A 25,445-nucleotide genomic window follows, 5' to 3' on the forward strand; every position below is an offset into this window, starting at 1 on the left:
AGGTTAAAACCTTAAAGGCATAACCGTACCGGTTTAGGGGGGGGGCGATTCAGCGTGGATAACTTGCTTCATCCACAGGGTTTATCCCCACCCCGGCCCCTCAGCCCTTGTATGCGATGGGGGGGGGCGACCCCAGCAGCAGCACGCCGCCCGTGACGGGCTTGACCTTGGCCTGCGGATAGACGGCTAACACCTTCTTGAGCGCGGGCACAAACTCCTTTTTGAAGTCCTTGTCGGGGTCTTTCCCCTTGTACTCCTGCGCGAACTGTTCGCGGATGGCCTTCCAGTGAAGGGTGACGCCTCGCCCCTCAATGCGATGTAGCCGGTGGGCAAGCCATGTGTACACGTCCAAAGCCAGCGCGGAATCAGACAAGGCCATGAGGGCGCGGTTATCGAGCGGGACAGCGTTCTCTACCAGCGAGTTGAAGTAACCATCAGACAACACCAACAGGCCCGGCCAAAGCGCCTGCTGGCCCGTTTCCCTGTTCGCCAGCCAAGCGTCGAACTGCTCCACCGGCTGCCCGTTGAACGTGCGACCCTTGAAGCCTAGTTGTAGGCGGCAGGCTGCAAGGGCGTGCATCTGCTTCCGAAGAGTGGCGAACGATCCGCGCACCCCGCCAGTGGTGGGCTTACCCAACAGTCGCAGAAACTCGCTTGCGCTGCTGCCGATGGCAATTTCGCGGTCTTTGGTTCGCACGGCCTGCGTGGAGATCCACGCCAGCGCCAAGCGTGGCAAAGGGCCATAGGGGACGGGCTGCTGCACCGGCCCCTTGCCCTCATCCAGCCACCCCGCCTGCACGTTGATCCAAGCTGCGCCGGATTGGCGCATGAACTCGCGGCCATGGAATTTGGAGCGCGGCAGGCCGACTTGGCACAGCACCGAATGGGTAAAGGCCATGTCCTCACCATCGGGCGGCGTGCTCATGATCTCCGCCGATGCCTCAATCAGCTTGAGGTCGGATTGTGTCAGGATACCCGGCTGTTTGCGCTTGGGTGTCGCCTTGGGCTTTTCGGTAGTGACGGCAACAGACACACCGGCGGCAAGCTGGGCCATGACGCGCTGCCGCTCGGCCTGCGCCTTCTCGCGCTTCGCGGTGGCTTCGTCGATCTGCGCCCGGACTCCCGCAACCTGTGGGCTATCGACACCGTGCTCTATGGCTACGCTGGCAAGCGACCGGCGCAACTCAATGAGAGCTTCATCAAGCTGGGCGATGAGAACATCGAACGCTGATACCCAAATCTCTTGATCGTTGGCGGCCATAGCCCCCTCCCCTCTTTATCGTTCCTCGCCCTCGATGCGTAGCCCGCTCTGGAGCATCTGCATCACTGCCAGATTGATGACAGCCGCCCGGCTCTGCCCAATCTGGCCAGCCAGTTCATCGACACGATCCAGCAGCGGCTCGGCAATGGTCAGCGTGATTTGCACCTTGCGACCCTTGCGCACCCGGCGCGGAGCTTCCGGGGTGGCTGCGGCAGCATCCGGCGCACCGGAAATGAAGGCATCCGCCGCCGCTGCGGTAGCGTCTTGCGCGGGCTTCGTCGGTTTCTTTGTAATCGACATTGAATCTATCTCCACACTTAAAGCATATTTATTTGATATTAAAACAATGCGCTGATAAGTGCATCAAGTTCCGCGCTTGCTTTGCCGTCTTGCGGCTTTATTTCAAGCACGCACTGCCCCGCCCCTGCGGCGTTGGAAAACGCCTTGCGGCGGCGTAGCGGGGTCGGCAGGTACTCGAACTGGGGCACCTCGGCCACGGCGGCGGCGGCCTCTGCGTTGTCGGTGGAGTGCTCGCCCGGATCGGCGCAGTTGAGGACAGCAAAACAGCGCAAACCGTCGCGCACACTGCGGGCCTCATCGACCAGCGCCGCAATGTCGTTGAGCGCCCACACGTCATAGCTGCGCGGCTGGAACGGCACCAGCAGCACGTCAGACAGCACGAGGGCTGCGCGTAGCGCGGTCGAGTCGCGCCCGCCTGCGTCGATCACCACGTCATCGAACTTGGCCGCTTGCTGCTGCACCTGTGCCCGCAGGGTCGGGCCGTCCGGGTAAGTCGCGCAGGCAATGCCCGGCGTGTGCCCGGCCTCGGCACGGATGCTGATTGCCGTCTGCGCCGTGCCCTGCCGGTCGCCGTCGATCAGCCACACGTCACGCCCGGCCAATGCGCGAGCGATTGCCAGATTCACGGCGATGGTCGTTTTCCCCACGCCGCCCTTTGTGTTTCCAACGGTGATAATCATCGCCTTGCAACCTCAACTTAATATTAAAAACAGTTTCTATTGTAGTGAAAAAAGGATGCTTGTCAATGCTTGCCGCAAGCATGAAAAACCCCGCACGCGGCGGGGTTCGGTGGCAGGGCAGGGGAGGGCTTAGGCGGTCTGGTGGATCTCGTCGGCCACCTGTCGGCACATGGCCCGCATGTCGAGCGTGCCCGCTGCGATGGCCTCAAGGGTCGCATCATCCAGCGCCTGCACGATGCTGGTAGCCCGGCGCTCAAGCTCCTGCCGGGCGATGCGCTGCCAGTCTTGCACGTCCATCAGGGACGCCAGCACGGCCTCGTTGGCGCGTCCGTAGCCGCGCAGCACCTCTTTTGCTGTCTCGGTGGTGGTTGTGGTCATGATCGGGCCTCCTGTGCTCATTCGGTAGGTGTATTGATCGCTCATATTCCTCCCTGATTTCTACAGTTGCGATGCATGGCGACGCGCTACAGGACTATCGGCTGCACCTGCTATTAGTTTTCCGTCATCGAACTCATTACTGGCGAAGTGCGATTTCAGCTTCAATGATCTCAGCAGCAGCAGCCCTGACCTTGGCGACGATATTGGCCCGCTTCTTAGAGTCATGCTCTTGATGGGCCTGCTTCACTAGCTCAGCAAGCGCCTTGTGCTCGGCCAAACTGGCGTCATACTCAGGCAGACTCACATGCTTGAAGATGTCGCCCATATTGGTTGCCACGTTGTGCGCCTCGATCATCTCCTTGACGATCTCCGAGTGCAGCAATCCGCACAAGTAAAAGGCTGGCTCCGGCTGGTCGAAGTCGGCAAAGTAGAGCTTGTGGTCAGGGACATAAACACGCGGCCCGTAGCCCGGCACAGACCCAGACGCCACGACGGCCGCTGAAAAATCGCCGGTCATCTCGGCCCAAATGACCTTATAGGGTGCAAAGGTGTAGTCGCCCACGTTGTAGATTGCGAAGAAGGGCGCACCCTTCATGCGCGTCTTGAAGGTGGAACGCAACTCCAAAAACGACTTGTAGGCTTTGAAGAACTTGAATGTCTTGGGATTCGTGTGACTGCTGTAGCGCGCCACAGCGCTGTCCAATGATGCCCGGTCAATGCCCTTATTCGGCACAAACGCATAGAGCGTGTTCTCCGGCAGGAAATAGCATGGATGGAGGTCGCCTGCGCCCTTTGCCAGGGGAAACAAGCTCTCAGCCTCAACCCAGAATTCGCGCGGCTGCCCCAAGTCGGTTTTGCCTTCATGTGGCCGAGTTCGCACCTTGACCGTCTTTGTTGCAGGGTTCGAGTCAATGACATCCACAAAATAGACGCCATTCAGGTCAGTCGTGATGCCCTTACGGCCGTTGACCCAAGTAGAGGGGCCAAACATCGGCTGACATGCGGCGAAGTGCCCCGGCTTCATGATGGCCCAAGGAGCCCCCTCCATAGTCTGCGAGACGGGATTGGCTTCCATCTGAATCACATCCACAAGATCAGCCACCTCTGCACGATGTAGACGTGGGTCGATTGCCTTCAAGCGAGCCACTTGACCGCCGCGTCCCTTCTTCGGATTGCCTGCATTGTCGGTCTTGGGCTTGCCAAGCCAGACACGGTAGTCCAACGGATAGCGGGTCGTACCCCCTATCTTCTTCGTGAACATGGCGACAGCCGTTTTATTCGCCGCGTCTGGAAACGGCTTTAGCTCCTTCATGTCATCGATGGAGATAGGCACCAAGCGGTCGGTTGCATTGATGCGGAAGCGCCGGAAGCCTTGCGACGAAGGCGACTGGAACACCGTCTGCGTGATGACAAACACCAACCGTCCATCTTCGACCAGCCACTTGTCAGCCGTCGTGTAGGTGATGATGGCGGAAATGTCTAATTCGTTGCCACCATGGAACTTGGTGTCCGAGAAGATGGCGTACTTTTCGCAGGTGGGCTTAGCTCGGTTCCGGTATGCCTCTGGGAGATTCGACCATCGTACCCAAGGCGGATTACCAACAATGGCATCAAACTGTCCAGCAGTAGCTGACCAAAAAAAGTTGCGCACGATCCTGAACCAAATACCGTTCCAGTTCTGCCGATGCAGTGCGAGCACTTGGTCATAGGTCGTCTTGAGGTGGTCATTCCACTCATCGGCCTGCGCCTTGCTCAGTATCTTGGCTTTCACCAGCGCCTTAGAGACGGGCGGGAATTCAGTGTCGTTTTCAACCTCTTCTCCCATGAGCTGGAATACTTTGTCGAGCAACACGCGATCACACGCCAAGTCGGCAGGTAGAACAACTTGCAGATTTGCTTGCTGGCTGCCAATGCTGTACTCGACCACCTTTTGATCGCCGTCAGGGTGGGGGGCAGGGGAGTACACCGCATCAGCTAAGAGAACGGGAATCTCAACGTCTTTACCCTTGCACTGCTGCAACAGGTCTGCGATAGCGATCAGGAAGTTGACGCGAGAGGATTGCACAGCAAGTGGGTTGAGGTCGAAGCCCCAGACCGTCGTGGTCAGCATGTCCACGGTCTGCTCAGCAGTCCATCCCGCCGTCAGCGCTGCTCGGCGCTTCTGCTCAATAGCCTCCAGCAAGAACGAACCAGACCCGCATGTCGGGTCAAGTAGCCGAGCAGCAAGCCACTTGTCTCGCTTGTAGCCAAGCTTGGCCACAGAGTGCTCGACCAACCAGTCCGGCGTGTAGAACTCGCCAAGGCTCTTGCGCAATTCCTCCGGAACCAAGTCCTGATAGAAGTCACGCAGAACATCGCGCGAGCGGCCGGTCTTCTTGATGGTATCGAAGCGATAGACCGAAAGCTGGGCCAGCAAGGTGCGAATCGCCAAGCACATCGACGTGCGGATCGCCTTCTTGGTTGTGGCATCCAGATACCAACTAAAGATGGCTTCTTCGACGAAGCCATGCAAGCCGACTGCGTTGAAGAACCCGCCGTTCTCGACATCCGAGCGTAGGGCCTCAATCAGGGCTTCGTCCGATCCGAGAGCCAGTAGCTCATGGATCAGGGAAGTGCTTGACGCCATGCCATGTGCAGCCACGATCTCGGCCGCGATCAGCTTCATCAGCAGAGAATGAAAGGTGTGGGTGACGAAAAGCTTGGCAGGCAAGTCAATGGCGGCCGGGCCTGCGAAGTCAAATCCCAATGACCCATTGATCTTCTTGCGCTGTTGAATGCTGAGGTCAGCAGCCTGCCCATACAAGGTTGCCCATTCCTCGAAGAGCATCTTGATTTTGCGGTTGCCGGGCTGCCCAAGAGCGTCAGCAAGAGCATTGGACAGTTCCTGCATGAACTCGCGGCCTGTCTCGGATAGATGCCCAAAGTCCTCGGCTAGGTTCTCCGATGTGATGGCTCGCCGGAAATTTGCTCTCAACGCATCGACCACCATCTGGAAGGCAATGGTCGAGAACGGCATCAGTGGCTGGTGAACGATCTTGCCGTCTTGGACTTGGGCAAAGCCCACATGATCGCCGTCGATGGCAATACCGATGTAGTCCTTCTCATCCAGCCCTTGCTCAGCAGCCAAGCGGGGGATGTATTTCAAGAGACGACCATCGGTCGCCTCGATGAACTTCGGACTTGTCTCACTCCCCTTGAAGAGGCCGGGGCCTTTGAACTCGATGACGACGTTGTTGTAGCTGGAGTCGCGTTTGGCTCTCTCCGCGTCCAAGTCGATCTGCAAGGCCTCTTCAAGCCCCTTCATCCATGCGTGGCGTACTTCTTCCTCGTTGACCCACTGCTTGCGGCGGCGATTGATGAGGTCGTAGCCCTTCTTGGTATTGGTGTCCATTGTTGTCCTTCTGTTTTCAGTTCTGCCGCTTCGGCTCGGGCCGCCCAATAGGAGCTACCTTGTAAATTGTGGTTCGCGAGACACCGTACAGCTCGGCGATTCGACCGATGGGGAGCTTCTGCGCGTCCACCATCTCGTTGATCTCTTTGATCTGGGCCTCGGTGAGCTTTGGCTTCCTCCCGCCGGCGCGGCCTCTGGCTCGGGCTGCGGCAAGGCCTGCACGGGTGCGCTCGCGGATCAGGTCACGTTCCATCTCCGCGAACATGCCGAACATCGCGTACATGGCCTTGCCCATCGTCGAGTCGTCGAACACGACTCGCGGCTGGGCACTGTTGCAAAGTTAGCGATGAGGCAGCCTTTTGTCTTATTCAAAGGCCTTACATTTCAAAAACTCTGCTTACCAGGCGCATTTCGCCCAGGGGATCACCATAATAAAATGCTGAGGCCTGGCCTTTGCGTAGTGCACGCATCACCTCAATACCTTTGATGGTGGCGTAAGCCGTCTTCATGGATTTAAATCCCAGCGTGGCGCCGATTATCCGTTTCAGTTTGCCATGATCGCATTCAATCACGTTGTTCCGGTACTTAATCTGTCGGTGTTCAACGTCAGACGGGCACCGGCCTTCGCGTTTGAGCAGAGCAAGCGCGCGACCATAGGCGGGCGCTTTATCCGTGTTGATGAATCGCGGGATCTGCCACTTCTTCACGTTGTTGAGGATTTTACCCAGAAACCGGTATGCAGCTTTGCTGTTACGACGGGAGGAGAGATAAAAATCGACAGTGCGGCCCCGGCTGTCGACGGCCCGGTACAGATACGCCCAGCGGCCATTGACCTTCACGTAGGTTTCATCCATGTGCCACGGGCAAAGATCGGAAGGGTTACGCCAGTACCAGCGCAGCCGTTTTTCCATTTCAGGCGCATAACGCTGAACCCAGCGGTAAATCGTGGAGTGATCGACATTCACTCCGCGTTCAGCCAGCATCTCCTGCAGCTCACGGTAACTGATGCCGTATTTGCAGTACCAGCGTACGGCCCACAGAATGATGTCACGCTGAAAATGCCGGCCTTTGAATGGGTTCATGTGCAGCTCCATCAGCAAAAGGGGATGATAAGTTTATCACCACCGACTATTTGCAACAGTGCCCTTGCAGCGCGACGCGCTGCTCGCCGCCGGCGTCGATCCGCGTCACCTGTTTGAGGATCGTGCCTCTGGCGCGAAGGATGACCGTGCCGGCTTGGCGCGGGCGCTTGAGTTCGTTCGAGCCGGCGATGTGCTGGTGGTGTGGAAACTCGACCGGCTCGGTCGCTCGCTGTCGCACCTGCTCGCCATTGTGACTTCGCTCAAGGACAAGCGGGTGGCGTTCCGCTCGCTGACAGAGAACCTGGACACTACGACGCCCTCGGGCGAATTCCTGTTCCAGGTGTTCGGTGCGCTCGCGCAGTACGAGCGCGCCTTGATTCAGGAGCGCGTCGTCGCGGGCTTGGCCGCCGCACGCAAACGCGGCCGGATCGGCGGCCGGCCGCAGGCGATCACTGGTGAGAAGCTGGACGCCATCGTCGCCGCGCTCGATGGCGGCATGTCTAAGGCGGCGGTGTGCCGCAACTTCAATGTCAAGCGCACTACGTTGATCGAAACATTGACGCGAGCAGGTTGGCGTGGTGCGGGAAGGACGGTCGATGAGCAACAAGAATAAGCTACTCACCGTCTTTTCTGACGCAGAGCAGGAAGCCTTGTACGGCCTACCGGACTTCGACGATGCTCAGCGGCTGGAATACCTGGCGTTGGCCGAATCTGAACTGGCGTTCGCCAGCAGCCGGCCTAGCCTGCAGGCCCAAGTCTATTGCGTCTTGCAGATCGGCTACTTCAAGGCCAAGCATGCTTTCTTCCGCTTCGATTGGCATGAGGTCGAGGACGATTGCGCCTTCGTGCTGAGTCGCTATTTCCACGGCGAAGCGTTCGAACGCAAGGCGATCACCAAGCATGAGCACTACAGCCAGAGGGGTCAGATCGCCGAACTGTTCGGCTACCGGTCGTGGGCGGCTAGCTTCCTGCCGCAACTGGCACAGCAGGCTGAACAGATCGTGCGGCGCGACGTAATGCCAGGATTCGTGGCCGCCGAACTGATCGTTTGGCTCAGCGAGCACAAAATCATCCGGCCCGGCCACACCACCTTACAAGAGCTGGTCAGTGAAGCCCTGTCCACCGAACGCAGGCGCTTGGGCGGCTTGCTGGCAGAAGTGTTGGACGAATCGGCCAAAGCTGCGCTGGGCCAGCTCCTGGTGCGTGACGACACCCTGTCTCAACTGGCAGCGCTCAAGCAGGACGCTAAAGATTTCGGCTGGCGTCAGATGGCAGGGGAGCGCGAGAAGCGCGCCACGCTGAAGTCCTTGCACGGGATCGCCAAGGCGCTGCTGCCCAAGCTCGGCATCTCGCAGCAGAACCTGCTGTACTACGCGAGCCTGGCGAACTTCTATACCGTCCATGACCTGCGCCACCTGAAGGCGGAGCAGACCCGGCTCTACCTGCTGTGCTATGCCTGGGTACGTTACCGGCAGCTCACCGACAACCTGGTCGACGCGATGGCCTTCCACATGAAAAAACTTGAGGACGAGAGCCGCACGGGTGCGAAACAGTCCTTTGTCGCCGAACAGCTGCGACGCCATCAGGAAACGCCGCAGGTTGGCCGCCTGCTGTCGCTGTACGTGGACGACAGCGTGGCCGATCCGACGCCGTTCGGCGAGGTGCGCCAACGCGCCTACAAAATCATGTCCAGGGAATTGCTGCAAAACACGGCGCAGCGCATGAGCGTCAAGCCACTGAACAAACTGGCGCTGCACTGGCAGGCGGTGGACGGCCTGGCCGAACGCATTCGACGCCATCTACGGCCGCTGTACGTCGCGCTCGACTTCGCCGGCACGGCCCCCGATAACCCATGGCTCGCGGCGCTGACTTGGGCCAAGAGCGTGTTCGCCAAGCAGCAGCGCCTATCACAACGGCCACTCGACGAATGTCCGGCGGCAACGCTGCCGAAACGCTTGCGTCCGTACCTGCTGATGTTCGATGCCGAAGGCACGCCGACAGGCCTGCATGCCGATCGTTACGAATTCTGGCTTTACCGTCAGGTCAGGAAACGCTTCCAGGCGGGCGAGCTCTACATTGACGATAGCTTGCAGCACCGGCATTTGTCCGACGAGTTGGTTTCGATGGACGAGAAAGCCGCCGTGCTCGCGCAGATGGACATCCCCTTCCTGCGGCAGCCGGTCAGTGCCCAGCTCGATGCACTGGCGACCGAGTTGCGTGCGCAATGGGTGGCGTTCAATCGCGAGCTGAAACAGGGCAAGCTGACGCACCTGGAATACGACAAGGACACGCAGAGACTGACCTGGCGCAAGCCCAAGGGGGAGAACCAGAAGGCGCGCGAGCAAGCTCTCTACGAGCAACTGCCATACTGCGATGTCGCCGACGTGTTTCGCTTCGTCAACGGCCAGTGCCAGTTCCTGTCGGCGCTGACACCATTGCAGCCACGCTATGCGAAGAAGGTAGCCGACGCCGACAGTCTGATGGCGGTGATCATTGCCCAAGCCATGAACCACGGCAACCAGGTTATGGCACGTACCAGCGACATCCCGTACCACGTCCTGGAGAGTACCTACCAGCAGTACCTGCGCCAGGCGACGCTACATGTGGCCAACGATTGCATCAGCAACGCCATCGCCGCACTGCCGATCTTCCCGCATTACTCGTTCGACCTCGATTCGTTGTACGGTGCCGTTGATGGGCAGAAATTCGGCGTCGAGCGACCAACTGTGAAGGCGCGCTACTCGCGCAAATATTTCGGCCGCGGCAAGGGCGTCGTCGCCTACACGCTGCTGTGCAATCACGTGCCGTTGAACGGCTACCTGATAGGCGCACACGAGTACGAGGCTCACCACGTGTTCGACATCTGGTACCGCAACACGTCGGACATCGTGCCGAGCGCGATCACCGGCGACATGCACAGCATCAACAAGGCCAACTTCGCCATCCTGCACTGGTTCGGACTTCGTTTCGAGCCGCGCTTCACCGACCTCGACGACCAGTTGCAGGAGCTGTATTGCGCCGATGATCTGGCATTGTACGAGAAATGCCTGATCCGGCCGGCTGGCCAGATCGACCGGCAACTCATCGTCGGTGAGAAGGCGAACATCGACCGAATCGTCGCCACACTGGGCCTGAAGGAAATGACGCAGGGCACGCTGATCCGCAAGCTGTGCACCTATACGGCGCCGAACCCGACGCGGCGCGCAATCTTCGAGTTCGACAAGCTCATCCGCAGTATCTACACACTGCGCTACCTGCGCGACCCGCAACTGGAGCGTAATGTTCACCGCTCGCAGAACCGCATTGAGTCCTATCACCAGCTACGCTCGACCATCGCCCAAGTCGGTGGGAAGAAGGAATTGACCGGCCGCACCGACATCGAAATCGAGATCAGCAACCAGTGCGCCAGGCTGATCGGCAACGCGATCATCTTCTACAACTCGGCGATCCTGTCCCTGCTGCTGACGAAGTACGAGGCAGCTGGCAATGCCAAGGCGCTGGCGTTGATCACGCAGATGTCGCCAGCGGCCTGGCGGCACATCCTGCTGAACGGGCATTACACCTTCCAGACTGACGGCAAGTTCATCGACCTGGATGCGCTCGTGGCGGGACTGGAGCTGGGCTGACGGAAATTTCTGGGATTCCGGCGTACAACCCCGTTTTGGCATCATCTCGATATAGTCTCGCTTCATCGTCTTCACGAAGCTTTCCGCTATACCGTTACTCTGTGGGCTTCTCACTGCTGTCGTTCTGGGCTCCAACCCGATTTCTCGTGCAAACGCGCGGGTCTCATGGGCTCGATACGCCGAGCCATTATCAGTCAGCCACTCCACCGGTGATGCCGGCAACGAATCCCCAAAGCGACGTTCGACAGACCTCAGCATGACATCTTGCACAGTGTCACTATCGTAACCCCCAGTACTGGCCGCCCAGTCCAACGCTTCCCTATCGCAGCAATCCATGGCGAACGTGACACGTAGTTTTTCACCGTTATCGCAGCGAAACTCGAAGCCATCTGAGCACCACCGTCGATTGCTCTCCTTGACGGCAACACGCCCCTTATGTGCCTGCTGGGCCAATGGTGCAGCTGGTTTTCTTTCCAGCAGCAAGCCATGCTCGCGCATGACGCGATATACCCGCTTAGCGTTTACCACAGGTTGTTCTGTTGCCTCAGACTGACGCCGTAACAGCGCCCAGACCCGGCGATAGCCATAGGAGGGAAGCTCTGCCATCGCCTCCATGATACGGCCAAGTAAGGCTGCATCATCACGCTGGCGATGATGACGACCATCTTGCCAACCCGGTTTTCGATGAACACGAACGGATAGCTGCGCACGCGATACATTAAGAGCCTGGCTCACAGCACTTAATCGTCGTCCCCCGGCAACAAGGGCGCATGCGCAATCCATTTTTTTGCTCGACCATACTCCACGGCTTCTTTGAGGATCTCGTTCTCCATGGTCTTCTTCCCGAGCAGACGCTGAAGCTCTCGGATCTGCTTGATGGCAGCAGCCAACTCGGAAGCAGGAACAACATCCTCACCGGCGGTGATCGCCGTGAGAGACCCTTCTTGGAATTGCTTACGCCATTTGAAAAGCTGGTTTGCGTTGACGTCGTGCAAGCGAGCAACATGAGAGACGGTCATCCCGGGCTCAAAGGTCTGCTGCACGATGGCGATCTTTTCTTGTGGAGTCCGGCGTCGACGGCGCTCGGCCCCTGTTAACACTTCGACCATCTTCTCGTTGTGACTAGTACTGAACATAGCTCCAAGACTACCTCTTAAGTTAAGAGGGGCGAAGTGTCTGGATCTTCAAGGGGCCAATCTAAGGAGCAATTCAGTAAGTACGACGTTGCGGACCATTTGACTAGCCGTGTGGAGATCGCGGCATACCTAGAAGCCGCCAAGGAAGAGAACGATCCATCCCTTCTTGCTGCGGTCATGGAGGACATTCACCGACTCGAAGCCCGGCAGAGCAAAGGAGACAGCCAGTGACATATCGCCCATTGACGACAAAGGAAATGGCAGAGCTACGGGAGGAGATGAAGGCTGCCGGAGAATGGGCGAGAACTGTCTTAGGGCAAGAGCGGCGGCAAACGCTAGCAGTTTGCGAATCCTGCCCTAGCACCTCAAATTTCGTACGTACGAAAAAACCAACCCCGCTCCGTGGATAAGCCCTACTGCCCACAGGCCAAACACACGGCCTGATGGACAGCCCTTCGGGAACGGGCTTAACCACCTCGCCAAGATCCTCTCTCGATTATGAAGAGCTCAAAGACAACGGCCTAAAGGCCGCGCAAAAAGGATGTCGCAAAGCTCCCCAGTTAGCAGGCTCTCCTATCTTTCCGCTGCGCTTCAAGATAGGAGAGCCCTCCTGCTTGGCTACGTTAAAAATGACGTAGTTACACAAGATTGGCTCGCCTTGCTCCGGACTATCGAGACTGCTTGCGGCAGCTCCCTCTCACGCGCTCCAGAGACACACCCCGTCCTTGCTGCATCTGCTTTAGTCCCCGCCTGATGGCCAGACTGCCGCGCCGTTTTTTAAGAGCTGGCCGTGGTTGGTTCCCCGTTACGCTCTGCTTGCAAATGCCCCACGGTTGCGAATCGTGGGCGGCTGTGGTGCGCGATCGCACGCTGGGCAGTATGTGAGATTTCCCCGTTCTGCCCGACCAACCACACCCACACACGGCAACAAACTCATGCTTCCAATCCGTGCGGGTACGACAAAGCGCCAAAGGTGGTGGCCTTCGGTAACGGGTCTTGTTGCGGGAAAAGCTTGATTGGATGGCCGAGAGGCCGCTAAACTAATTAGGACTTTTGGTAGCTGCTTCCCGCTACGGAGCCGTTACCAGGTGAAGTCGGTTCCCCAACTGACTACACCTTCGAACAAACCGCCTTGCAGGGCGGTTTTTTCGTTTCTGGTGGCCAGAATACGCGCCGGATAGAGATCAGCGCAAGGGCGCGATCGTGATCAAGCCCGTAAATTGCTGATCAGGGTAAAATTTCAACAAGCTAGTTGACCCTACTTATAGGGCTGACAGTCTCCCATCAAGCCAATCTACAGATTGGCTTTTTTTACAGCTTGATATTTAATTGATATTCTTTTTGTATTTCATTAATACCAAATAAACATCAAGCGAGGTGCATCAAATGATCGTAGCTGTGGCACATAACAAGGGTGGTGTCGGCAAAACAACAACGGTCGTGCAGCTGGCAGGCGAACTGAAACCGGAGATCATCATAGATCTGGACGCCCACCAGGGGATTGCCATCATCAATGGCCGCCGACCGGTAGAGCAGCGCTGGGATGTAAGAGCGGGCCTAGACAAGGCGGCCCTAATCAAATTGCTGAAGGCTGCCGGTGATCATCTGGTGCTGATCGACTGCGGTGGATTTGACAGCGAGCTGGTTAGAATCGCCATCGCAGCGGCTGACCTGATTATCGCCCCATCAAACGACGACATTACAGAACAGATCGGACTGGTAAGATTCAATCAGGTGCTTTCCGAGATCAGCCAAGCAGCAGGAGAGCCAATCCAAGCGCATGTGCTGATGACTCGCACCAATCCCAGCCGCAAGAATTTTTCGGCCATCAGCGATGAGCTGACAAGTCTGCCGCACCTCACCATGATGACCTCCAAGTTGAGCCGGCGGACTGACTGGGCCAACCAAATGGAATCAGGTTTGGGAGTGACGGAGAGAACAGCTACCCGCAGCAGTGCGGCCGGTATGGAGGCAAAGGCGTTGGCAGAAGAAGTGCGGTCAAAGCTTGCCATGATACCCAATTGATATTAATTTAATATCAATTAGGTACAAAAGAGATATTGAAATGGCAAAAAAGCTAATCAATCTGGACGACCTTGGCGCGGGAGCCCCCCTCAAAGAGGTGTCAACAGTGACAGACAGAAACAGAGGAAAGATCCCCACCAAGGCCAAGAACATCCAGAACATGCCACTAGAATTTTTTACACGCCATGCGGCGTTGAGGGAGCAGGGTAATACCAGCTTGCTATTTACCCCGTACATCATCGAGGCTGTCCGCAAAGCGCTGGAAGAAGACGAACAGAGCTAGCGATAACGTAGCGGACCAGCCAGTGAGCTGACGTCCATCCAACAGGCAGCAAAAAGGGGCATCCGTTTACCGTAACGCCCCTTTATGTTCAACGAAGATAATCTTGCTAAAAATGCTCAACCATCACTCAATTGCAGCAACTAGATCCCTTATGTTTGGATATTGCTTGTCAAGCTGAGCTTGGTTTACAACTATATTTTTACCTAGAACATTTTTAGTTCCAGACGTAAGTCTGGATATTGGAATCCCATTAGCCCCTGAGACTACTGATGCCGTATTTGCATCATTCACCTCATATTGGAACATAGCTTTAAAACTTCGTTTATTATTTGGTGTAGCCGTCCCATTGGGGTGGACACAGAATAGATTTGCACTACTTTGCCAAACCCCATATATCTCTTCGCCAATTTCATTCACAACGGTTTTGAATGCAGTCGCCGAGGAATTATTCATTTGTGTTAATCGATTACCTACATACATGTAGATCTCAGGGAATGACATTCTATATCTTTGAGTATTCAGAGTGAACTCTGACAACTGTTGACCTTGCCCTCTAGTAATCCCAAAAACAAGCGATAGCACTGCCTTTACCGCCCGCTTTGATGATCCATCAGCAGAGAAGGGGATGATTAGTCTGTCGGATGAAGACAACGCAAGCTCAGTGTAGATAGAGAAGCTAGGGTTACAGTCAATGAAAACTGTAAACGGCTCATGATTCCAAGAGTTACCAATATCATTAATTAAATCACTGATCCAAGAGTGAACTACTCGCCACGCATCCTGCGGGCCAGGGAACGTAGCTGACACAACTCTGGACGATTGAATTTCGAGTTGCTCATCACCGACGACAAGATATAAATTATCGGGCACGTATTGGTTATGTCTAGAAACCTGAGTCACATACCTCATCCCAGTGTTCGGGTTTACATAAGGACTTAAAATCCTGTCTTCCACATAACCGGATATAGTATTTCTAGGCATTACTGAATGGATGGCATTTAGAACTCGCTCACCGTTAACCATACCACCAAGAAGCATCGATGAGGAGTTGGCTTGTGGGCAAAGGTCTATAACCAGAACTTTTTTGTCTGGATTCTGGATTGCATACTCTGAAGCGATCTGGAAAGTTAGGTAACTTTTCCCAACGCCCCCCTTATTGTTCCATATGGAATAAATAGCCATTTTTCATCCACCACTCTTTTAAACGATTGGCTCTATGCTAGAGCAAACAATCACATTACTGGTAAAAATCTTGCTAGCGATCGCGCTATGGTTTCAGCATCAGACGGCTATGTTACTGAACTTCAACAACTACTGACCAGCCCATTTAGAGGATAAACACCATGTTTAAATTACTCCTAATGCAGCATTTTCCCTGAAAATTAGTGGCACACAACACCTGTTATGTTCAAGAGTTCCTTATCTGTCTCGGGGCACCCATGAAGCCAGAGGCATCCACCTCGAACCGGCTGACCCCGATCTGCTGCAGGTAGAGCACCAGGGTATCGAGCTTGCGAAAAACCCTTACCTGCTTGCTGCGCTGGGCGGCCAGGACACGTTCGGCTAGACCGTAGCGCACCAGCAGCATCCAGCCGCCAGGTTGGCCAACGGCGACCACGACACGGACGGCACCAGCCGCCACCAGTTGTACCAGGGTGGGATGGGTAATGGTTTCCATGGGGGAGATTCCAAGACAAGGGATAGTGCGGCGCAGGATGGGAGATAACACCTCGCAAAACAAGCCATCTTGCAGGCTGATAGGCAGCAAAAAGGGCGTCCGATTTAACGTAACGCCCCCTTATACGCAATCACACTGTAAGCGTTGAGTTGTAATATCACTCAGTGTTGTCGGGAGTACGATAGATCTGATGCCAGAAACGCCCCGGCTGACTTGTGGGTGGCGCGTTTTCGTTATCCCTAATCGTACAATAGCGACCATAGTTTTTAGTGATTGTATGGTTAGCCGTGTTGATGTCGCACTCTTGGAAAGAGCCACCATCGCGCCCAACCTTGTGATTAGGTGCTACATAAATTCCCATCCAACTCTCCTTTAGCTGCTAGCGTCACAACCCTTTGTGACTACCAACAACATTTGGCCTCGCACGGAACATTTCAAGAGTAGAAAACGCCTTTTATGTTAAACCGCGATTTTTAGCGGCTAAAACGGGGCGCTGGCGGCAAACAGGCCGCCTGTATCGCGTTTTGGGGCGTTTCGACACACAAGGCGGGGCATTTACTGCCTGAAAGTTTGCAACACTTCTGAGGCGGTTTGAGGGCCGGATCCTGCGGGGTATGGTTTCGGCCTGTTTTTGCATCCTGATGGGGGTTTCGATAACTTGCCTGCAAACATCACTTCCGCAGGTATACGCCCATGCACAACACCAAGCCCCGTGCAGTACTGAGCCTTAAAAAGACCTCACCACAGTCTGAGATAACCCAGGCCCCCTCAACACCACAACAGTCCACCGCGACACCGAAGAAGAGAAAAATTCCAGCGGCTTTCCCTTGCCTACAAACTCACTGGCCCGAGCTATTCAACCTCAAACATCCCACTCCACTGAAAATCGGGATCCTCGTCCCTGTAATCGCCAGCCTGAAGCAAGAGGACGAACCTTACACCGATACCCAGATTGGGAAGGCCATTGGCTGGTATTGCCGCAGATTTGAGTACCTCAAAGCCCTCACCAATGCCCCTCATCGAGTGGGGATTGATGGCAACACATTCCCCATCAGCGACCAAGACCGCCAAAACGCGATGAAACAAATCAAGGCGCGCATCAAAGAGGCTAGATCCTGCCCCAAACGATGAACTCCCAAACGAGAGCGACTAGCGCAGTCTGTCGCGCCTCGTTCGGGAGTCGGCAAGCGCAGCGCGGCAGCCTTAACGACTGCTTAGATCCACCTCGATGCGGCGAAAACCGATGGTGTGCGCCGTGTTAACCCCTGCATCGATGGTCTTAAAGACCCGCCAGCCTCCGCGCTGGCGTTCCAGCACTTCCGTTTCTGCATTGCGGCCAAACTTCACCAGGTGAAGATGGTAGCCGGCACCCATCGGGGTCGGGGCGATCACCGCCTTGGCAAAGCCCCCTTGTTCAAATACCCACTTCGCCTTGATCTCTTCCATATCAAAAACCTGTTTTGATGATTCATATCTACGTTATGACACCAACGCAGCCAAACATCAAATTATAATTACGAAGCATCAAATTCTAATTTTGATTGGCGTTACTCAGGTTCGTAGAACCGCACTCGGGTTTCAAAGGGGCGACCCTTTGGCACGCCGATAGGATGCAGGCACGCCGACGGTACAAACGCAGTTTGTATACGCTCGGTCTCGTGCCTGTATACAGTCGGTGTCGTGCCTGAAGGCAGTGAATCATGTTCTAACGGGCGGGCGGTGGGATACATAAAGAGACACAAAAAAGGACACACACCACAAAGCGCAGGACACACAAAGAGACACATAAAAGGGCAAAAAATCAGTTAGTTGGACACAAAATAGGGCACGCAATGGGGCACATTCAAGACTTGCGGGGTTGTATGAGGGAGATCCAAAAAGAAAGTGTCCATAGGGAATGAAAAAGCAGCTCAACCGCCAAACCCTACAGATCCCCTACAGAAAGCCTACTAAACCCCTACCGTTCACCCACAGAACACCTACTGCATACCTACGGAATACCTACAAAATGGATTACAAAACAGATGACAGGTGACGAGCCCACAAAAAGACCCACAAAATAACCCACACACCACCCAAGCGACCCACACATTGGCCCACTAAAAAACCCACAAAATCGGATGGCAAATTTGATGAATCAAAAAGGTAATTTGAAGGGCGTTCCAGAGGAGTGGATTTGACCCCATAGGTCCAGACACTTTTTCCCGCTTAGGGTTGTGATACCCGACTGCGCAGAAATTCCCGTGGTGAACGGTATCCCAAGGCGCTGTGCGGGTGGTGCTCGTTATAATGCTCAAACGCGATAGCCAAATTGCCTACCGCTGTTCGGCTATCCGGTTTTGGGGTTGTAAGCCGGAAACCCAGAAATTTCCGTCAGCCGATCAACATGGCTTGTCTCGCGCTTGGTCGATGAGTTCCTGCATCGCCCGCATGACTTCTTCGTGGGTGTACGACTTGGCGTTGGGGTCGTCGGCCTCTCGGAGAGCTTCCTCGACCTCGCGGGTCATCCGCGCATATTCTTCCGGCCACAGCGCTTGCTCCATGCGCAGCGACGCCTGCCCAAGCAGGTGCAGCAGGCCGAACAGCCGCATGTCATTGGTGGCGACGACGTGCTCTCGAATCCGCTCCTGGATCACCTCGCAGGCCCGATGCGCCTCTGGCGTCGCCGTGCCCTCGTAGCCGGCTGGGAGTTCTGCTTCTTCAGCGATTCGCTCCCAAGCGATAGCCAGCGCCTCGATGGTGGACAGGTTCATTTGCTCATCCACTTGCGCAGCAGACGCTTTTTCAGGGAGGCGCGCTCTTGCGGATTGCGTCCCTTGTGGTTGGCAATGCGATCCGCCGTGGCGGCCTGGCGCTTGATGGGCCAGTAGGAGCGGCCATCCTTACCCATCGACCAGACGTTGCTGACCTGGTTTTCCAGTAGAGGCAGATGGGCGCATAGAGCTTCCGGCGACGCGCTGGCCAGCGCGGTGCGCTCGTGAGTTCGCCAGCGCTGATGCCAGAGTTTCTTGTCCTCGCGCTCGCTACGGCAGGTCGTGTGCCCAACGATGGGCGTTTTGCGGCGGCTGCGGCTCATGATGTGGTTGTCTCCAAGAACATTCAGGACAGGCTTTCTGGGTAGAGCGCCGTCAACCGGGACAGGGTTTCTTGCACTTGTTCCAGCGAGGTCATCAGATGATCAACCTGATCCTGAAGATCCACGGCGAGATCAAATAGCTCAGCCACTCGGCTGCGTGATCCCTCGTTGAACGCGGCCATTGCCAGTTGATGCAGCTTCAACAGGTCGGTGCGCAGTTGCGGAGGTGCGCCGTCTGCGCTGTCATTCAAATCGCCGCGCAGCACGTCCACGGCATCGACTGCACGCAGCAGTGCCGTGGTATCGAAATTCTCGGGAGTCAGTTCGTCCCATTCGTCGTCGGTGATGCGGGCTGCCATCAGGAGGGCTCCGATTAAGCGGTTGCGAGCGTTAGATGCCCGATCGGCTCGGCTGCTGGCCGTACCTTGATTTCGATGTCGTAGCCGAGGCGATTCAGACAATCCATCAGCTTGCGTTCGGATAGATTGGTGAAGTCGCCGCGCATCATGCCCGACACCTTCGGTTGCGGGATGCCCATGCGTTTGGCCGCCGCTTGTTGAGTCAGCCCAAGGGCGCGCATGGCCCTCCTGATCTCGACCACCAGGCCGGTCTTGATCTTGAGCTTTTCAGCGTCAGGCAGTCCAAGGTCGGCAAAGACGTTGCCCGAGCTGCGCTGAACCTCGACGCCTTCAATGATTCGTTTTTGCATTTCGTAGCTCCTGTGCCAATACCTCGGCCACCTTCAGCCGAGCGCGGATGATGTCCATGTCGGCCTTTGGCGTGGCGATTCCGCTCTTGCTCTTCTTCTGGAAGCAGTGCAGGACGAACACCGCTTCCGCAAACTTGACCGTGTATACCGCTCGATAGGTGCCGCCGGCATCGTCTTCGACGACCTCCAGCACGCCGGCACCACCGAACCCCTTGAGCACCTTTGCTGCGTCATCCTGATCGCCTATCTGCGCCAACGAGAGCGCGTAACCGAAACGGCGACGCACGTCGGACGTGCAACGCCATCAAATCCTTGTGGCTGCTCGCGATCCATTCGAGCGGTTTTTCTTTGTTTGTCATGACGGAATTTTATACCTGTTCAGGTAATGATGTAAACGCGGCAACCTCAAGGAGGTGTCGTAAAACATTTGTTTTGCGACAGGCTGTCAGCCGCCGCTGTGCTACCTGTGCAACACCCCCTCAAAAATGTACGGAAAACTCTATCGCTATTCACTATTATGCGGAAACCTGTTTTTGATGGTTATCCGCCTATGTTGGTTGGCTACATGCGCGTGTCGTCGGACTCCGACCGCCAGAGCACGGACTTGCAGCGGCACTGTTGCAAAGTTAGCGATGAGGCAGCCTTTTGTCTTATTCAAAGGCCTTACATTTCAAAAACTCTGCTTACCAGGCGCATTTCGCCCAGGGGATCACCATAATAAAATGCTGAGGCCTGGCCTTTGCGTAGTGCACGCATCACCTCAATACCTTTGATGGTGGCGTAAGCCGTCTTCATGGATTTAAATCCCAGCGTGGCGCCGATTATCCGTTTCAGTTTGCCATGATCGCATTCAATCACGTTGTTCCGGTACTTAATCTGTCGGTGTTCAACGTCAGACGGGCACCGGCCTTCGCGTTTGAGCAGAGCAAGCGCGCGACCATAGGCGGGCGCTTTATCCGTGTTGATGAATCGCGGGATCTGCCACTTCTTCACGTTGTTGAGGATTTTACCCAGAAACCGGTATGCAGCTTTGCTGTTACGACGGGAGGAGAGATAAAAATCGACAGTGCGGCCCCGGCTGTCGACGGCCCGGTACAGATACGCCCAGCGGCCATTGACCTTCACGTAGGTTTCATCCATGTGCCACGGGCAAAGATCGGAAGGGTTACGCCAGTACCAGCGCAGCCGTTTTTCCATTTCAGGCGCATAACGCTGAACCCAGCGGTAAATCGTGGAGTGATCGACATTCACTCCGCGTTCAGCCAGCATCTCCTGCAGCTCACGGTAACTGATGCCGTATTTGCAGTACCAGCGTACGGCCCACAGAATGATGTCACGCTGAAAATGCCGGCCTTTGAATGGGTTCATGTGCAGCTCCATCAGCAAAAGGGGATGATAAGTTTATCACCACCGACTATTTGCAACAGTGCCAGAAGCCCCGCTTCCGATGGAGCAAAAGCTGCCGATGATTAGTTTGTCAACGTCATCACGGTCTGGGAGCAAGTATCGTGCGCAGTCATCAAATGAATGCCCGTGATAGTAACCAGAGTAGTAGCTGTACCGACCAACTTTGATGTTGCGGTTAGTCACTTGCTCTGAAAGTAGTTTCCCTTTGAAGGGACTGTCAAAGTAATTTTCCATAAGAGATCGCAAAAATTTATTCTGCCGTCTAACACCTGAGTTAAGCCGCGGTGCGCAGTGGCAAGCGGCGTGCGAAGCTTAGCGTAGCACGCAAGCGCCGCCACGAAGCAACGTCGGCTTGAACGAATTGTTAGACGGGCGTCAACTATTTGTCCGTGCTCAGGATGAGTTGTGTAATAACTTGACCGACAGAGGCAACTAATTCGTCACGTTCTACGGCCGATAGTTTCGGGGCCGTTGTATACACCGCTACAGCGTAATCTCTCTCCTGGGCTTTAAAAAAACCAATGTCGTTCCGGCCCCCGTTGGCGCAGGTACCAGTTTTCTCTCCAACAACCCAATCTTTAGGAAAACCCGCTCGTAGTGTCGCGTCTCCCGTTTGGTTTCCGATCAGCCACCTCTCAATGGTGTGGGTCGAGGTGGACGTCAGTGCGCCGCCATAGAGGACTTTAGCCACAGTACGTGCCATAGCAATAGGCGTAGTTGTATCTCTGAGGTCGCCAGGTGTGTTGTCGCTCATCTCCGGCTCTTTCCGGTCTAGCCGACTCACAGAGTCGCCAATTTTACGAAAATACTGCGTCATTGCAGCAGGTCCGCCAATTTCTCTCAGTAAGAGGTTAGTAGCCCCATTGTCGCTAAGCTGCACCGCAGCTTGCGCTGCCTCGAGAACCGTCATGTGTCCCGATGCTAGAAACCGCTCCGCGGCAGGAGACCATTCGACGATCATGTCCGGCCCATATGAAAGTTTTCGATCCCCCCGCTCGGTGCCTGAGTCAATTCTTTCAAAGACCAGCGCGGCTAGCGGAAACTTGAACGTTGAGCACATTGCAAAGCGCTGCGCCGTTCGGTGGCCCGCGACGATCTCTCCTTGGGGATCGACGATCGCAACACCGATCTGAGCTGCTTTTTCGCGCTCTAGCTTCTCAAGATCGGTCTTGAAGGTTAATTTTTCCGACGCATATGCAGAGTGAGCGATCCCTGCCAGTAATAGTGCGTGAATGAAGCGCATGGTGATCCCTTGAGATGGAAATTATCTTTGTACGCCCGTCTAACGCCTGAGTTAAGCCGCGGTGCGCAGTGGCAAGCGGCGTGCGAAGCTTAGCGTAGCACGCAAGCGCCGCCACGAAGCAACGTCGGCTTGAACGAATTGTTAGACGGGCGTCAACTATTTGTCCGTGCTCAGGATGAGTTGTGTAATAACTTGACCGACAGAGGCAACTAATTCGTCACGTTCTACGGCCGATAGTTTCGGGGCCGTTGTATACACCGCTACAGCGTAATCTCTCTCCTGGGCTTTAAAAAAACCAATGTCGTTCCGGCCCCCGTTGGCGCAGGTACCAGTTTTCTCTCCAACAACCCAATCTTTAGGAAAACCCGCTCGTAGTGTCGCGTCTCCCGTTTGGTTTCCGATCAGCCACCTCTCAATGGTGTGGGTCGAGGTGGACGTCAGTGCGCCGCCATAGAGGACTTTAGCCACAGTACGTGCCATAGCAATAGGCGTAGTTGTATCTCTGAGGTCGCCAGGTGTGTTGTCGCTCATCTCCGGCTCTTTCCGGTCTAGCCGACTCACAGAGTCGCCAATTTTACGAAAATACTGCGTCATTGCAGCAGGTCCGCCAATTTCTCTCAGTAAGAGGTTAGTAGCCCCATTGTCGCTAAGCTGCACCGCAGCTTGCGCTGCCTCGAGAACCGTCATGTGTCCCGATGCTAGAAACCGCTCCGTGGCAGGAGACCATTCGACGATCATGTCCGGCCCATATGAAAGTTTTCGATCCCCCCGCTCGGTGCCTGAGTCAATTCTTTCAAAGACCAGCGCGGCTAGCGGAAACTTGAACGTTGAGCACATTGCAAAGCGCTGCGCCGTTCGGTGGCCCGCGACGATCTCTCCTTGGGGATCGACGATCGCAACACCGATCTGAGCTGCTTTTTCGCGCTCTAGCTTCTCAAGATCGGTCTTGAAGGTTAATTTTTCCGACGCATATGCAGAGTGAGCGATCCCTGCCAGTAATAGTGCGTGAATGAAGCGCATGGTGATCCCTTGAGATGGAAATTATCTTTGTACGCCCGTCTAACGCCTGAGTTAAGCCGCGGTGCGCAGTGGCAAGCGGCGTGCGAAGCTTAGCGTAGCACGCAAGCGCCGCCACGAAGCAACGTCGGCTTGAACGAATTGTTAGACGGGCGTCAACTATTTGTCCGTGCTCAGGATGAGTTGTGTAATAACTTGACCGACAGAGGCAACTAATTCGTCACGTTCTACGGCCGATAGTTTCGGGGCCGTTGTATACACCGCTACAGCGTAATCTCTCTCCTGGGCTTTAAAAAAACCAATGTCGTTCCGGCCCCCGTTGGCGCAGGTACCAGTTTTCTCTCCAACAACCCAATCTTTAGGAAAACCCGCTCGTAGTGTCGCGTCTCCCGTTTGGTTTCCGATCAGCCACCTCTCAATGGTGTGGGTCGAGGTGGACGTCAGTGCGCCGCCATAGAGGACTTTAGCCACAGTACGTGCCATAGCAATAGGCGTAGTTGTATCTCTGAGGTCGCCAGGTGTGTTGTCGCTCATCTCCGGCTCTTTCCGGTCTAGCCGACTCACAGAGTCGCCAATTTTACGAAAATACTGCGTCATTGCAGCAGGTCCGCCAATTTCTCTCAGTAAGAGGTTAGTAGCCCCATTGTCGCTAAGCTGCACCGCAGCTTGCGCTGCCTCGAGAACCGTCATGTGTCCCGATGCTAGAAACCGCTCCGTGGCAGGAGACCATTCGACGATCATGTCCGGCCCATATGAAAGTTTTCGATCCCCCCGCTCGGTGCCTGAGTCAATTCTTTCAAAGACCAGCGCGGCTAGCGGAAACTTGAACGTTGAGCACATTGCAAAGCGCTGCGCCGTTCGGTGGCCCGCGACGATCTCTCCTTGGGGATCGACGATCGCAACACCGATCTGAGCTGCTTTTTCGCGCTCTAGCTTCTCAAGATCGGTCTTGAAGGTTAATTTTTCCGACGCATATGCAGAGTGAGCGATCCCTGCCAGTAATAGTGCGTGAATGAAGCGCATGGTGATCCCTTGAGATGGAAATTATCTTTGTACGCCCGTCTAACGCCTGAGTTAAGCCGCGGTGCGCAGTGGCAAGCGGCGTGCGAAGCTTAGCGTAGCACGCAAGCGCCGCCACGAAGCAACGTCGGCTTGAACGAATTGTTAGACGGGCGTCAACTATTTGTCCGTGCTCAGGATGAGTTGTGTAATAACTTGACCGACAGAGGCAACTAATTCGTCACGTTCTACGGCCGATAGTTTCGGGGCCGTTGTATACACCGCTACAGCGTAATCTCTCTCCTGGGCTTTAAAAAAACCAATGTCGTTCCGGCCCCCGTTGGCGCAGGTACCAGTTTTCTCTCCAACAACCCAATCTTTAGGAAAACCCGCTCGTAGTGTCGCGTCTCCCGTTTGGTTTCCGATCAGCCACCTCTCAATGGTGTGGGTCGAGGTGGACGTCAGTGCGCCGCCATAGAGGACTTTAGCCACAGTACGTGCCATAGCAATAGGCGTAGTTGTATCTCTGAGGTCGCCAGGTGTGTTGTCGCTCATCTCCGGCTCTTTCCGGTCTAGCCGACTCACAGAGTCGCCAATTTTACGAAAATACTGCGTCATTGCAGCAGGTCCGCCAATTTCTCTCAGTAAGAGGTTAGTAGCCCCATTGTCGCTAAGCTGCACCGCAGCTTGCGCTGCCTCGAGAACCGTCATGTGTCCCGATGCTAGAAACCGCTCCGTGGCAGGAGACCATTTGACGATCATGTCCGGCCCATATGAAAGTTTTCGATCCCCCCGCTCGGTGCCTGAGTCAATTCTTTCAAAGACCAGCGCGGCTAGCGGAAACTTGAACGTTGAGCACATTGCAAAGCGCTGCGCCGTTCGGTGGCCCGCGACGATCTCTCCTTGGGGATCGACGATCGCAACACCGATCTGAGCTGCTTTTTCGCGCTCTAGCTTCTCAAGATCGGTCTTGAAGGTTAATTTTTCCGACGCATATGCAGAGTGAGCGATCCCTGCCAGTAATAGTGCGTGAATGAAGCGCATGGTGATCCCTTGAGATGGAAATTATCTTTGTACGCCCGTCTAACGCCCGAGTTAAGCCGACTTGCGTAGTGGAGCCAAAGCCATGGCAAGCTTTTTCTGCCATGGCTTTG

24 protein-coding genes and 5 pseudogenes are annotated in these 25,445 nt (G+C 55.6%); 6 read left to right on the top strand and 23 right to left on the bottom strand.

Annotated features, from left to right (window positions below; genetic code table 11):
* Positions 1 to 100 precede the first annotated feature (100 nt).
* From H7R73_RS23005 to H7R73_RS23035, 7 genes are all read right to left on the bottom strand, one after another.
* Positions 101 to 1,054 (bottom strand): replication protein RepA, encoded by a 954-nt coding sequence (locus H7R73_RS23005; protein WP_182951777.1) that lies wholly within the window; start codon positions 1,052 to 1,054, stop codon positions 101 to 103.
* Positions 1,055 to 1,276: 222 nt separating this feature from the next.
* Entirely contained in the window at positions 1,277 to 1,561 is a 285-nt protein-coding gene (locus H7R73_RS23010) for a CopG family transcriptional regulator (RefSeq protein ID WP_182951767.1), read from the bottom strand.
* Between the two features lie 38 nt (positions 1,562 to 1,599).
* Positions 1,600 to 2,241 carry an AAA family ATPase gene (locus H7R73_RS23015; RefSeq protein WP_033147139.1) on the bottom strand — a complete coding sequence of 214 codons (642 nt, stop codon included), beginning with the start codon at positions 2,239 to 2,241 and terminating at the stop codon, positions 1,600 to 1,602.
* Between the two features lie 129 nt (positions 2,242 to 2,370).
* Positions 2,371 to 2,619 (bottom strand): hypothetical protein, encoded by a 249-nt coding sequence (locus H7R73_RS23020; protein WP_182951768.1) that lies wholly within the window; start codon positions 2,617 to 2,619, stop codon positions 2,371 to 2,373.
* A 136-nt stretch (positions 2,620 to 2,755) separates the two neighbouring features.
* Positions 2,756 to 6,010: an Eco57I restriction-modification methylase domain-containing protein gene (locus H7R73_RS23025; RefSeq protein WP_182951769.1), complete on the bottom strand. Its 3,255-nt coding sequence runs from the start codon at positions 6,008 to 6,010 to the stop codon at positions 2,756 to 2,758.
* 16 nt (positions 6,011 to 6,026) lie between these two features.
* Complete coding sequence (locus tag H7R73_RS23030) at positions 6,027 to 6,323, bottom strand: recombinase family protein (RefSeq protein ID WP_232092794.1); 297 nt, start codon at positions 6,321 to 6,323, stop codon at positions 6,027 to 6,029.
* A 64-nt stretch (positions 6,324 to 6,387) separates the two neighbouring features.
* Positions 6,388 to 7,092 (bottom strand): IS6-like element IS26 family transposase, encoded by a 705-nt coding sequence (locus H7R73_RS23035; RefSeq protein ID WP_001067855.1) that lies wholly within the window; start codon positions 7,090 to 7,092, stop codon positions 6,388 to 6,390.
* A 58-nt stretch (positions 7,093 to 7,150) separates the two neighbouring features.
* Between H7R73_RS23035 and H7R73_RS23040 the strand changes: the two genes are divergently transcribed.
* Positions 7,151 to 7,705 (top strand): recombinase family protein, encoded by a 555-nt coding sequence (locus tag H7R73_RS23040; protein WP_182951770.1) that lies wholly within the window; start codon positions 7,151 to 7,153, stop codon positions 7,703 to 7,705.
* Entirely contained in the window at positions 7,689 to 10,718 is a 3,030-nt protein-coding gene (locus H7R73_RS23045; RefSeq protein ID WP_024015041.1) for a Tn3 family transposase, read from the top strand. Before H7R73_RS23040 ends, H7R73_RS23045 begins: the two co-directional genes overlap by 17 nt.
* 33 nt (positions 10,719 to 10,751) lie before the next feature.
* On the opposite strand, the pseudogene H7R73_RS23050 reads toward H7R73_RS23045, so the two are convergent.
* Positions 10,752 to 11,827 (bottom strand): annotated as a pseudogene (locus H7R73_RS23050) (IS3 family transposase); the annotation flags it as partial.
* 1,413 nt (positions 11,828 to 13,240) lie between these two features.
* Between H7R73_RS23050 and H7R73_RS23055 the strand changes: the two are divergent.
* Both H7R73_RS23055 and H7R73_RS23060 read left to right on the top strand, forming a co-directional pair.
* On the top strand, positions 13,241 to 13,879 hold the full coding sequence (locus tag H7R73_RS23055) for a ParA family protein (protein WP_182951771.1): 639 nt from the start codon (positions 13,241 to 13,243) through the stop codon (positions 13,877 to 13,879).
* A gap of 40 nt (positions 13,880 to 13,919) precedes the next feature.
* Entirely contained in the window at positions 13,920 to 14,162 is a 243-nt protein-coding gene (locus H7R73_RS23060) for a hypothetical protein (protein ID WP_182951772.1), read from the top strand.
* Between the two features lie 123 nt (positions 14,163 to 14,285).
* Here H7R73_RS23060 and H7R73_RS23065 read toward each other — a convergent pair whose 3' ends face one another.
* A complete protein-coding gene (locus tag H7R73_RS23065) occupies positions 14,286 to 15,344 on the bottom strand; it encodes a ParA family protein (RefSeq protein WP_182951773.1) in 1,059 nt (352 codons plus the stop codon).
* A gap of 226 nt (positions 15,345 to 15,570) precedes the next feature.
* Complete coding sequence (locus tag H7R73_RS23070) at positions 15,571 to 15,840, bottom strand: hypothetical protein (RefSeq protein ID WP_182951774.1); 270 nt, start codon at positions 15,838 to 15,840, stop codon at positions 15,571 to 15,573.
* Positions 15,841 to 16,533: 693 nt separating this feature from the next.
* On the opposite strand from H7R73_RS23070, the gene H7R73_RS23075 reads away from it, so the two are divergent.
* On the top strand, positions 16,534 to 16,971 hold the full coding sequence (locus H7R73_RS23075) for a ProQ/FINO family protein (protein ID WP_182951775.1): 438 nt from the start codon (positions 16,534 to 16,536) through the stop codon (positions 16,969 to 16,971).
* Between the two features lie 72 nt (positions 16,972 to 17,043).
* Here H7R73_RS23075 and H7R73_RS23080 read toward each other — a convergent pair whose 3' ends face one another.
* The 7 genes and pseudogenes from H7R73_RS23080 to H7R73_RS23110 form a co-directional block, all read right to left on the bottom strand.
* A complete protein-coding gene (locus tag H7R73_RS23080) occupies positions 17,044 to 17,286 on the bottom strand; it encodes a hypothetical protein (protein WP_042469152.1) in 243 nt (80 codons plus the stop codon).
* A 762-nt stretch (positions 17,287 to 18,048) separates the two neighbouring features.
* Positions 18,049 to 18,183: pseudogene (locus tag H7R73_RS23085) on the bottom strand (integrase core domain-containing protein); the annotation flags it as partial.
* 38 nt (positions 18,184 to 18,221) lie between these two features.
* Complete coding sequence (locus H7R73_RS23090; protein WP_182951776.1) at positions 18,222 to 18,593, bottom strand: hypothetical protein; 372 nt, start codon at positions 18,591 to 18,593, stop codon at positions 18,222 to 18,224.
* A complete protein-coding gene (locus H7R73_RS23095) occupies positions 18,590 to 18,916 on the bottom strand; it encodes a hypothetical protein (protein ID WP_000091614.1) in 327 nt (108 codons plus the stop codon). Before H7R73_RS23095 ends, H7R73_RS23090 begins: the two co-directional genes overlap by 4 nt.
* Before the next feature lie 23 nt (positions 18,917 to 18,939).
* Complete coding sequence (locus H7R73_RS23100) at positions 18,940 to 19,275, bottom strand: hypothetical protein (RefSeq protein ID WP_000741275.1); 336 nt, start codon at positions 19,273 to 19,275, stop codon at positions 18,940 to 18,942.
* A gap of 14 nt (positions 19,276 to 19,289) precedes the next feature.
* On the bottom strand, positions 19,290 to 19,625 hold the full coding sequence (locus H7R73_RS23105; RefSeq protein ID WP_001172026.1) for a helix-turn-helix domain-containing protein: 336 nt from the start codon (positions 19,623 to 19,625) through the stop codon (positions 19,290 to 19,292).
* Positions 19,606 to 19,984, bottom strand: a pseudogene (locus H7R73_RS23110) (type II toxin-antitoxin system RelE/ParE family toxin). Before H7R73_RS23110 ends, H7R73_RS23105 begins: the two are co-directional and overlap by 20 nt.
* Before the next feature lie 158 nt (positions 19,985 to 20,142).
* Here H7R73_RS23110 and H7R73_RS23115 point away from each other — a divergent pair.
* Positions 20,143 to 20,238, top strand: a pseudogene (locus tag H7R73_RS23115) (recombinase family protein); the annotation flags it as partial.
* A gap of 50 nt (positions 20,239 to 20,288) precedes the next feature.
* Here H7R73_RS23115 and H7R73_RS23120 read toward each other — a convergent pair.
* The 6 genes and pseudogenes from H7R73_RS23120 to H7R73_RS23145 all read right to left on the bottom strand — a co-directional run bounded on the left by H7R73_RS23120 (position 20,289) and on the right by H7R73_RS23145 (position 25,335).
* Entirely contained in the window at positions 20,289 to 20,993 is a 705-nt protein-coding gene (locus H7R73_RS23120) for an IS6-like element IS26 family transposase (RefSeq protein WP_001067855.1), read from the bottom strand.
* 42 nt (positions 20,994 to 21,035) lie between these two features.
* Positions 21,036 to 21,266, bottom strand: a pseudogene (locus H7R73_RS23125) (antibiotic acetyltransferase); the annotation flags it as partial.
* Between the two features lie 145 nt (positions 21,267 to 21,411).
* The gene (gene blaGES / locus H7R73_RS23130) at positions 21,412 to 22,275 is read right to left on the bottom strand and encodes a GES family class A beta-lactamase (protein WP_182951765.1); all 864 of its coding nucleotides are present in this window, start codon (positions 22,273 to 22,275) and stop codon (positions 21,412 to 21,414) included.
* 156 nt (positions 22,276 to 22,431) lie between these two features.
* A complete protein-coding gene (locus tag H7R73_RS23135; RefSeq protein ID WP_059385191.1) occupies positions 22,432 to 23,295 on the bottom strand; it encodes a carbapenem-hydrolyzing class A beta-lactamase GES-24 in 864 nt (287 codons plus the stop codon).
* A 156-nt stretch (positions 23,296 to 23,451) separates the two neighbouring features.
* The gene (locus H7R73_RS23140) at positions 23,452 to 24,315 is read right to left on the bottom strand and encodes a carbapenem-hydrolyzing class A beta-lactamase GES-24 (RefSeq protein ID WP_059385191.1); all 864 of its coding nucleotides are present in this window, start codon (positions 24,313 to 24,315) and stop codon (positions 23,452 to 23,454) included.
* Positions 24,316 to 24,471: 156 nt separating this feature from the next.
* Positions 24,472 to 25,335, bottom strand: a complete 864-nt coding sequence (locus H7R73_RS23145) for an inhibitor-resistant carbapenem-hydrolyzing class A beta-lactamase GES-4 (protein ID WP_063860518.1) — start codon at positions 25,333 to 25,335, stop codon at positions 24,472 to 24,474.
* Between the last annotated feature and the right edge of the window lie 110 nt (positions 25,336 to 25,445).

This window comes from Aeromonas sp. WP2-W18-CRE-05 (assembly GCF_014168615.1).
GTDB lineage: Bacteria > Pseudomonadota > Gammaproteobacteria > Enterobacterales > Aeromonadaceae > Aeromonas > Aeromonas caviae.

Coding starts and splice junctions, on each gene's coding strand:
- H7R73_RS23145 (WP_063860518.1), bottom strand. CDS start 25,335: ATGCGCTTCATTCACGCACTATTACTGGCAGGGATCGCTCACTCTGCA.
- H7R73_RS23105 (WP_001172026.1), bottom strand. CDS start 19,625: ATGCAAAAACGAATCATTGAAGGCGTCGAGGTTCAGCGCAGCTCGGGC.
- H7R73_RS23025 (WP_182951769.1), bottom strand. CDS start 6,010: ATGGACACCAATACCAAGAAGGGCTACGACCTCATCAATCGCCGCCGC.
- H7R73_RS23135 (WP_059385191.1), bottom strand. CDS start 23,295: ATGCGCTTCATTCACGCACTATTACTGGCAGGGATCGCTCACTCTGCA.
- H7R73_RS23045 (WP_024015041.1), top strand. CDS start 7,689: ATGAGCAACAAGAATAAGCTACTCACCGTCTTTTCTGACGCAGAGCAG.
- H7R73_RS23035 (WP_001067855.1), bottom strand. CDS start 7,092: ATGAACCCATTCAAAGGCCGGCATTTTCAGCGTGACATCATTCTGTGG.
- H7R73_RS23065 (WP_182951773.1), bottom strand. CDS start 15,344: ATGGCTATTTATTCCATATGGAACAATAAGGGGGGCGTTGGGAAAAGT.
- H7R73_RS23070 (WP_182951774.1), bottom strand. CDS start 15,840: ATGGAAACCATTACCCATCCCACCCTGGTACAACTGGTGGCGGCTGGT.
- H7R73_RS23095 (WP_000091614.1), bottom strand. CDS start 18,916: ATGAGCCGCAGCCGCCGCAAAACGCCCATCGTTGGGCACACGACCTGC.
- H7R73_RS23015 (WP_033147139.1), bottom strand. CDS start 2,241: ATGATTATCACCGTTGGAAACACAAAGGGCGGCGTGGGGAAAACGACC.
- H7R73_RS23090 (WP_182951776.1), bottom strand. CDS start 18,593: ATGAACCTGTCCACCATCGAGGCGCTGGCTATCGCTTGGGAGCGAATC.
- H7R73_RS23075 (WP_182951775.1), top strand. CDS start 16,534: ATGCACAACACCAAGCCCCGTGCAGTACTGAGCCTTAAAAAGACCTCA.
- H7R73_RS23020 (WP_182951768.1), bottom strand. CDS start 2,619: ATGACCACAACCACCACCGAGACAGCAAAAGAGGTGCTGCGCGGCTAC.
- H7R73_RS23060 (WP_182951772.1), top strand. CDS start 13,920: ATGGCAAAAAAGCTAATCAATCTGGACGACCTTGGCGCGGGAGCCCCC.
- H7R73_RS23100 (WP_000741275.1), bottom strand. CDS start 19,275: ATGGCAGCCCGCATCACCGACGACGAATGGGACGAACTGACTCCCGAG.
- blaGES (WP_182951765.1), bottom strand. CDS start 22,275: ATGCGCTTCATTCACGCACTATTACTGGCAGGGATCGCTCACTCTGCA.
- H7R73_RS23005 (WP_182951777.1), bottom strand. CDS start 1,054: ATGGCCCAGCTTGCCGCCGGTGTGTCTGTTGCCGTCACTACCGAAAAG.
- H7R73_RS23140 (WP_059385191.1), bottom strand. CDS start 24,315: ATGCGCTTCATTCACGCACTATTACTGGCAGGGATCGCTCACTCTGCA.
- H7R73_RS23010 (WP_182951767.1), bottom strand. CDS start 1,561: ATGTCGATTACAAAGAAACCGACGAAGCCCGCGCAAGACGCTACCGCA.
- H7R73_RS23080 (WP_042469152.1), bottom strand. CDS start 17,286: ATGGAAGAGATCAAGGCGAAGTGGGTATTTGAACAAGGGGGCTTTGCC.
- H7R73_RS23120 (WP_001067855.1), bottom strand. CDS start 20,993: ATGAACCCATTCAAAGGCCGGCATTTTCAGCGTGACATCATTCTGTGG.
- H7R73_RS23055 (WP_182951771.1), top strand. CDS start 13,241: ATGATCGTAGCTGTGGCACATAACAAGGGTGGTGTCGGCAAAACAACA.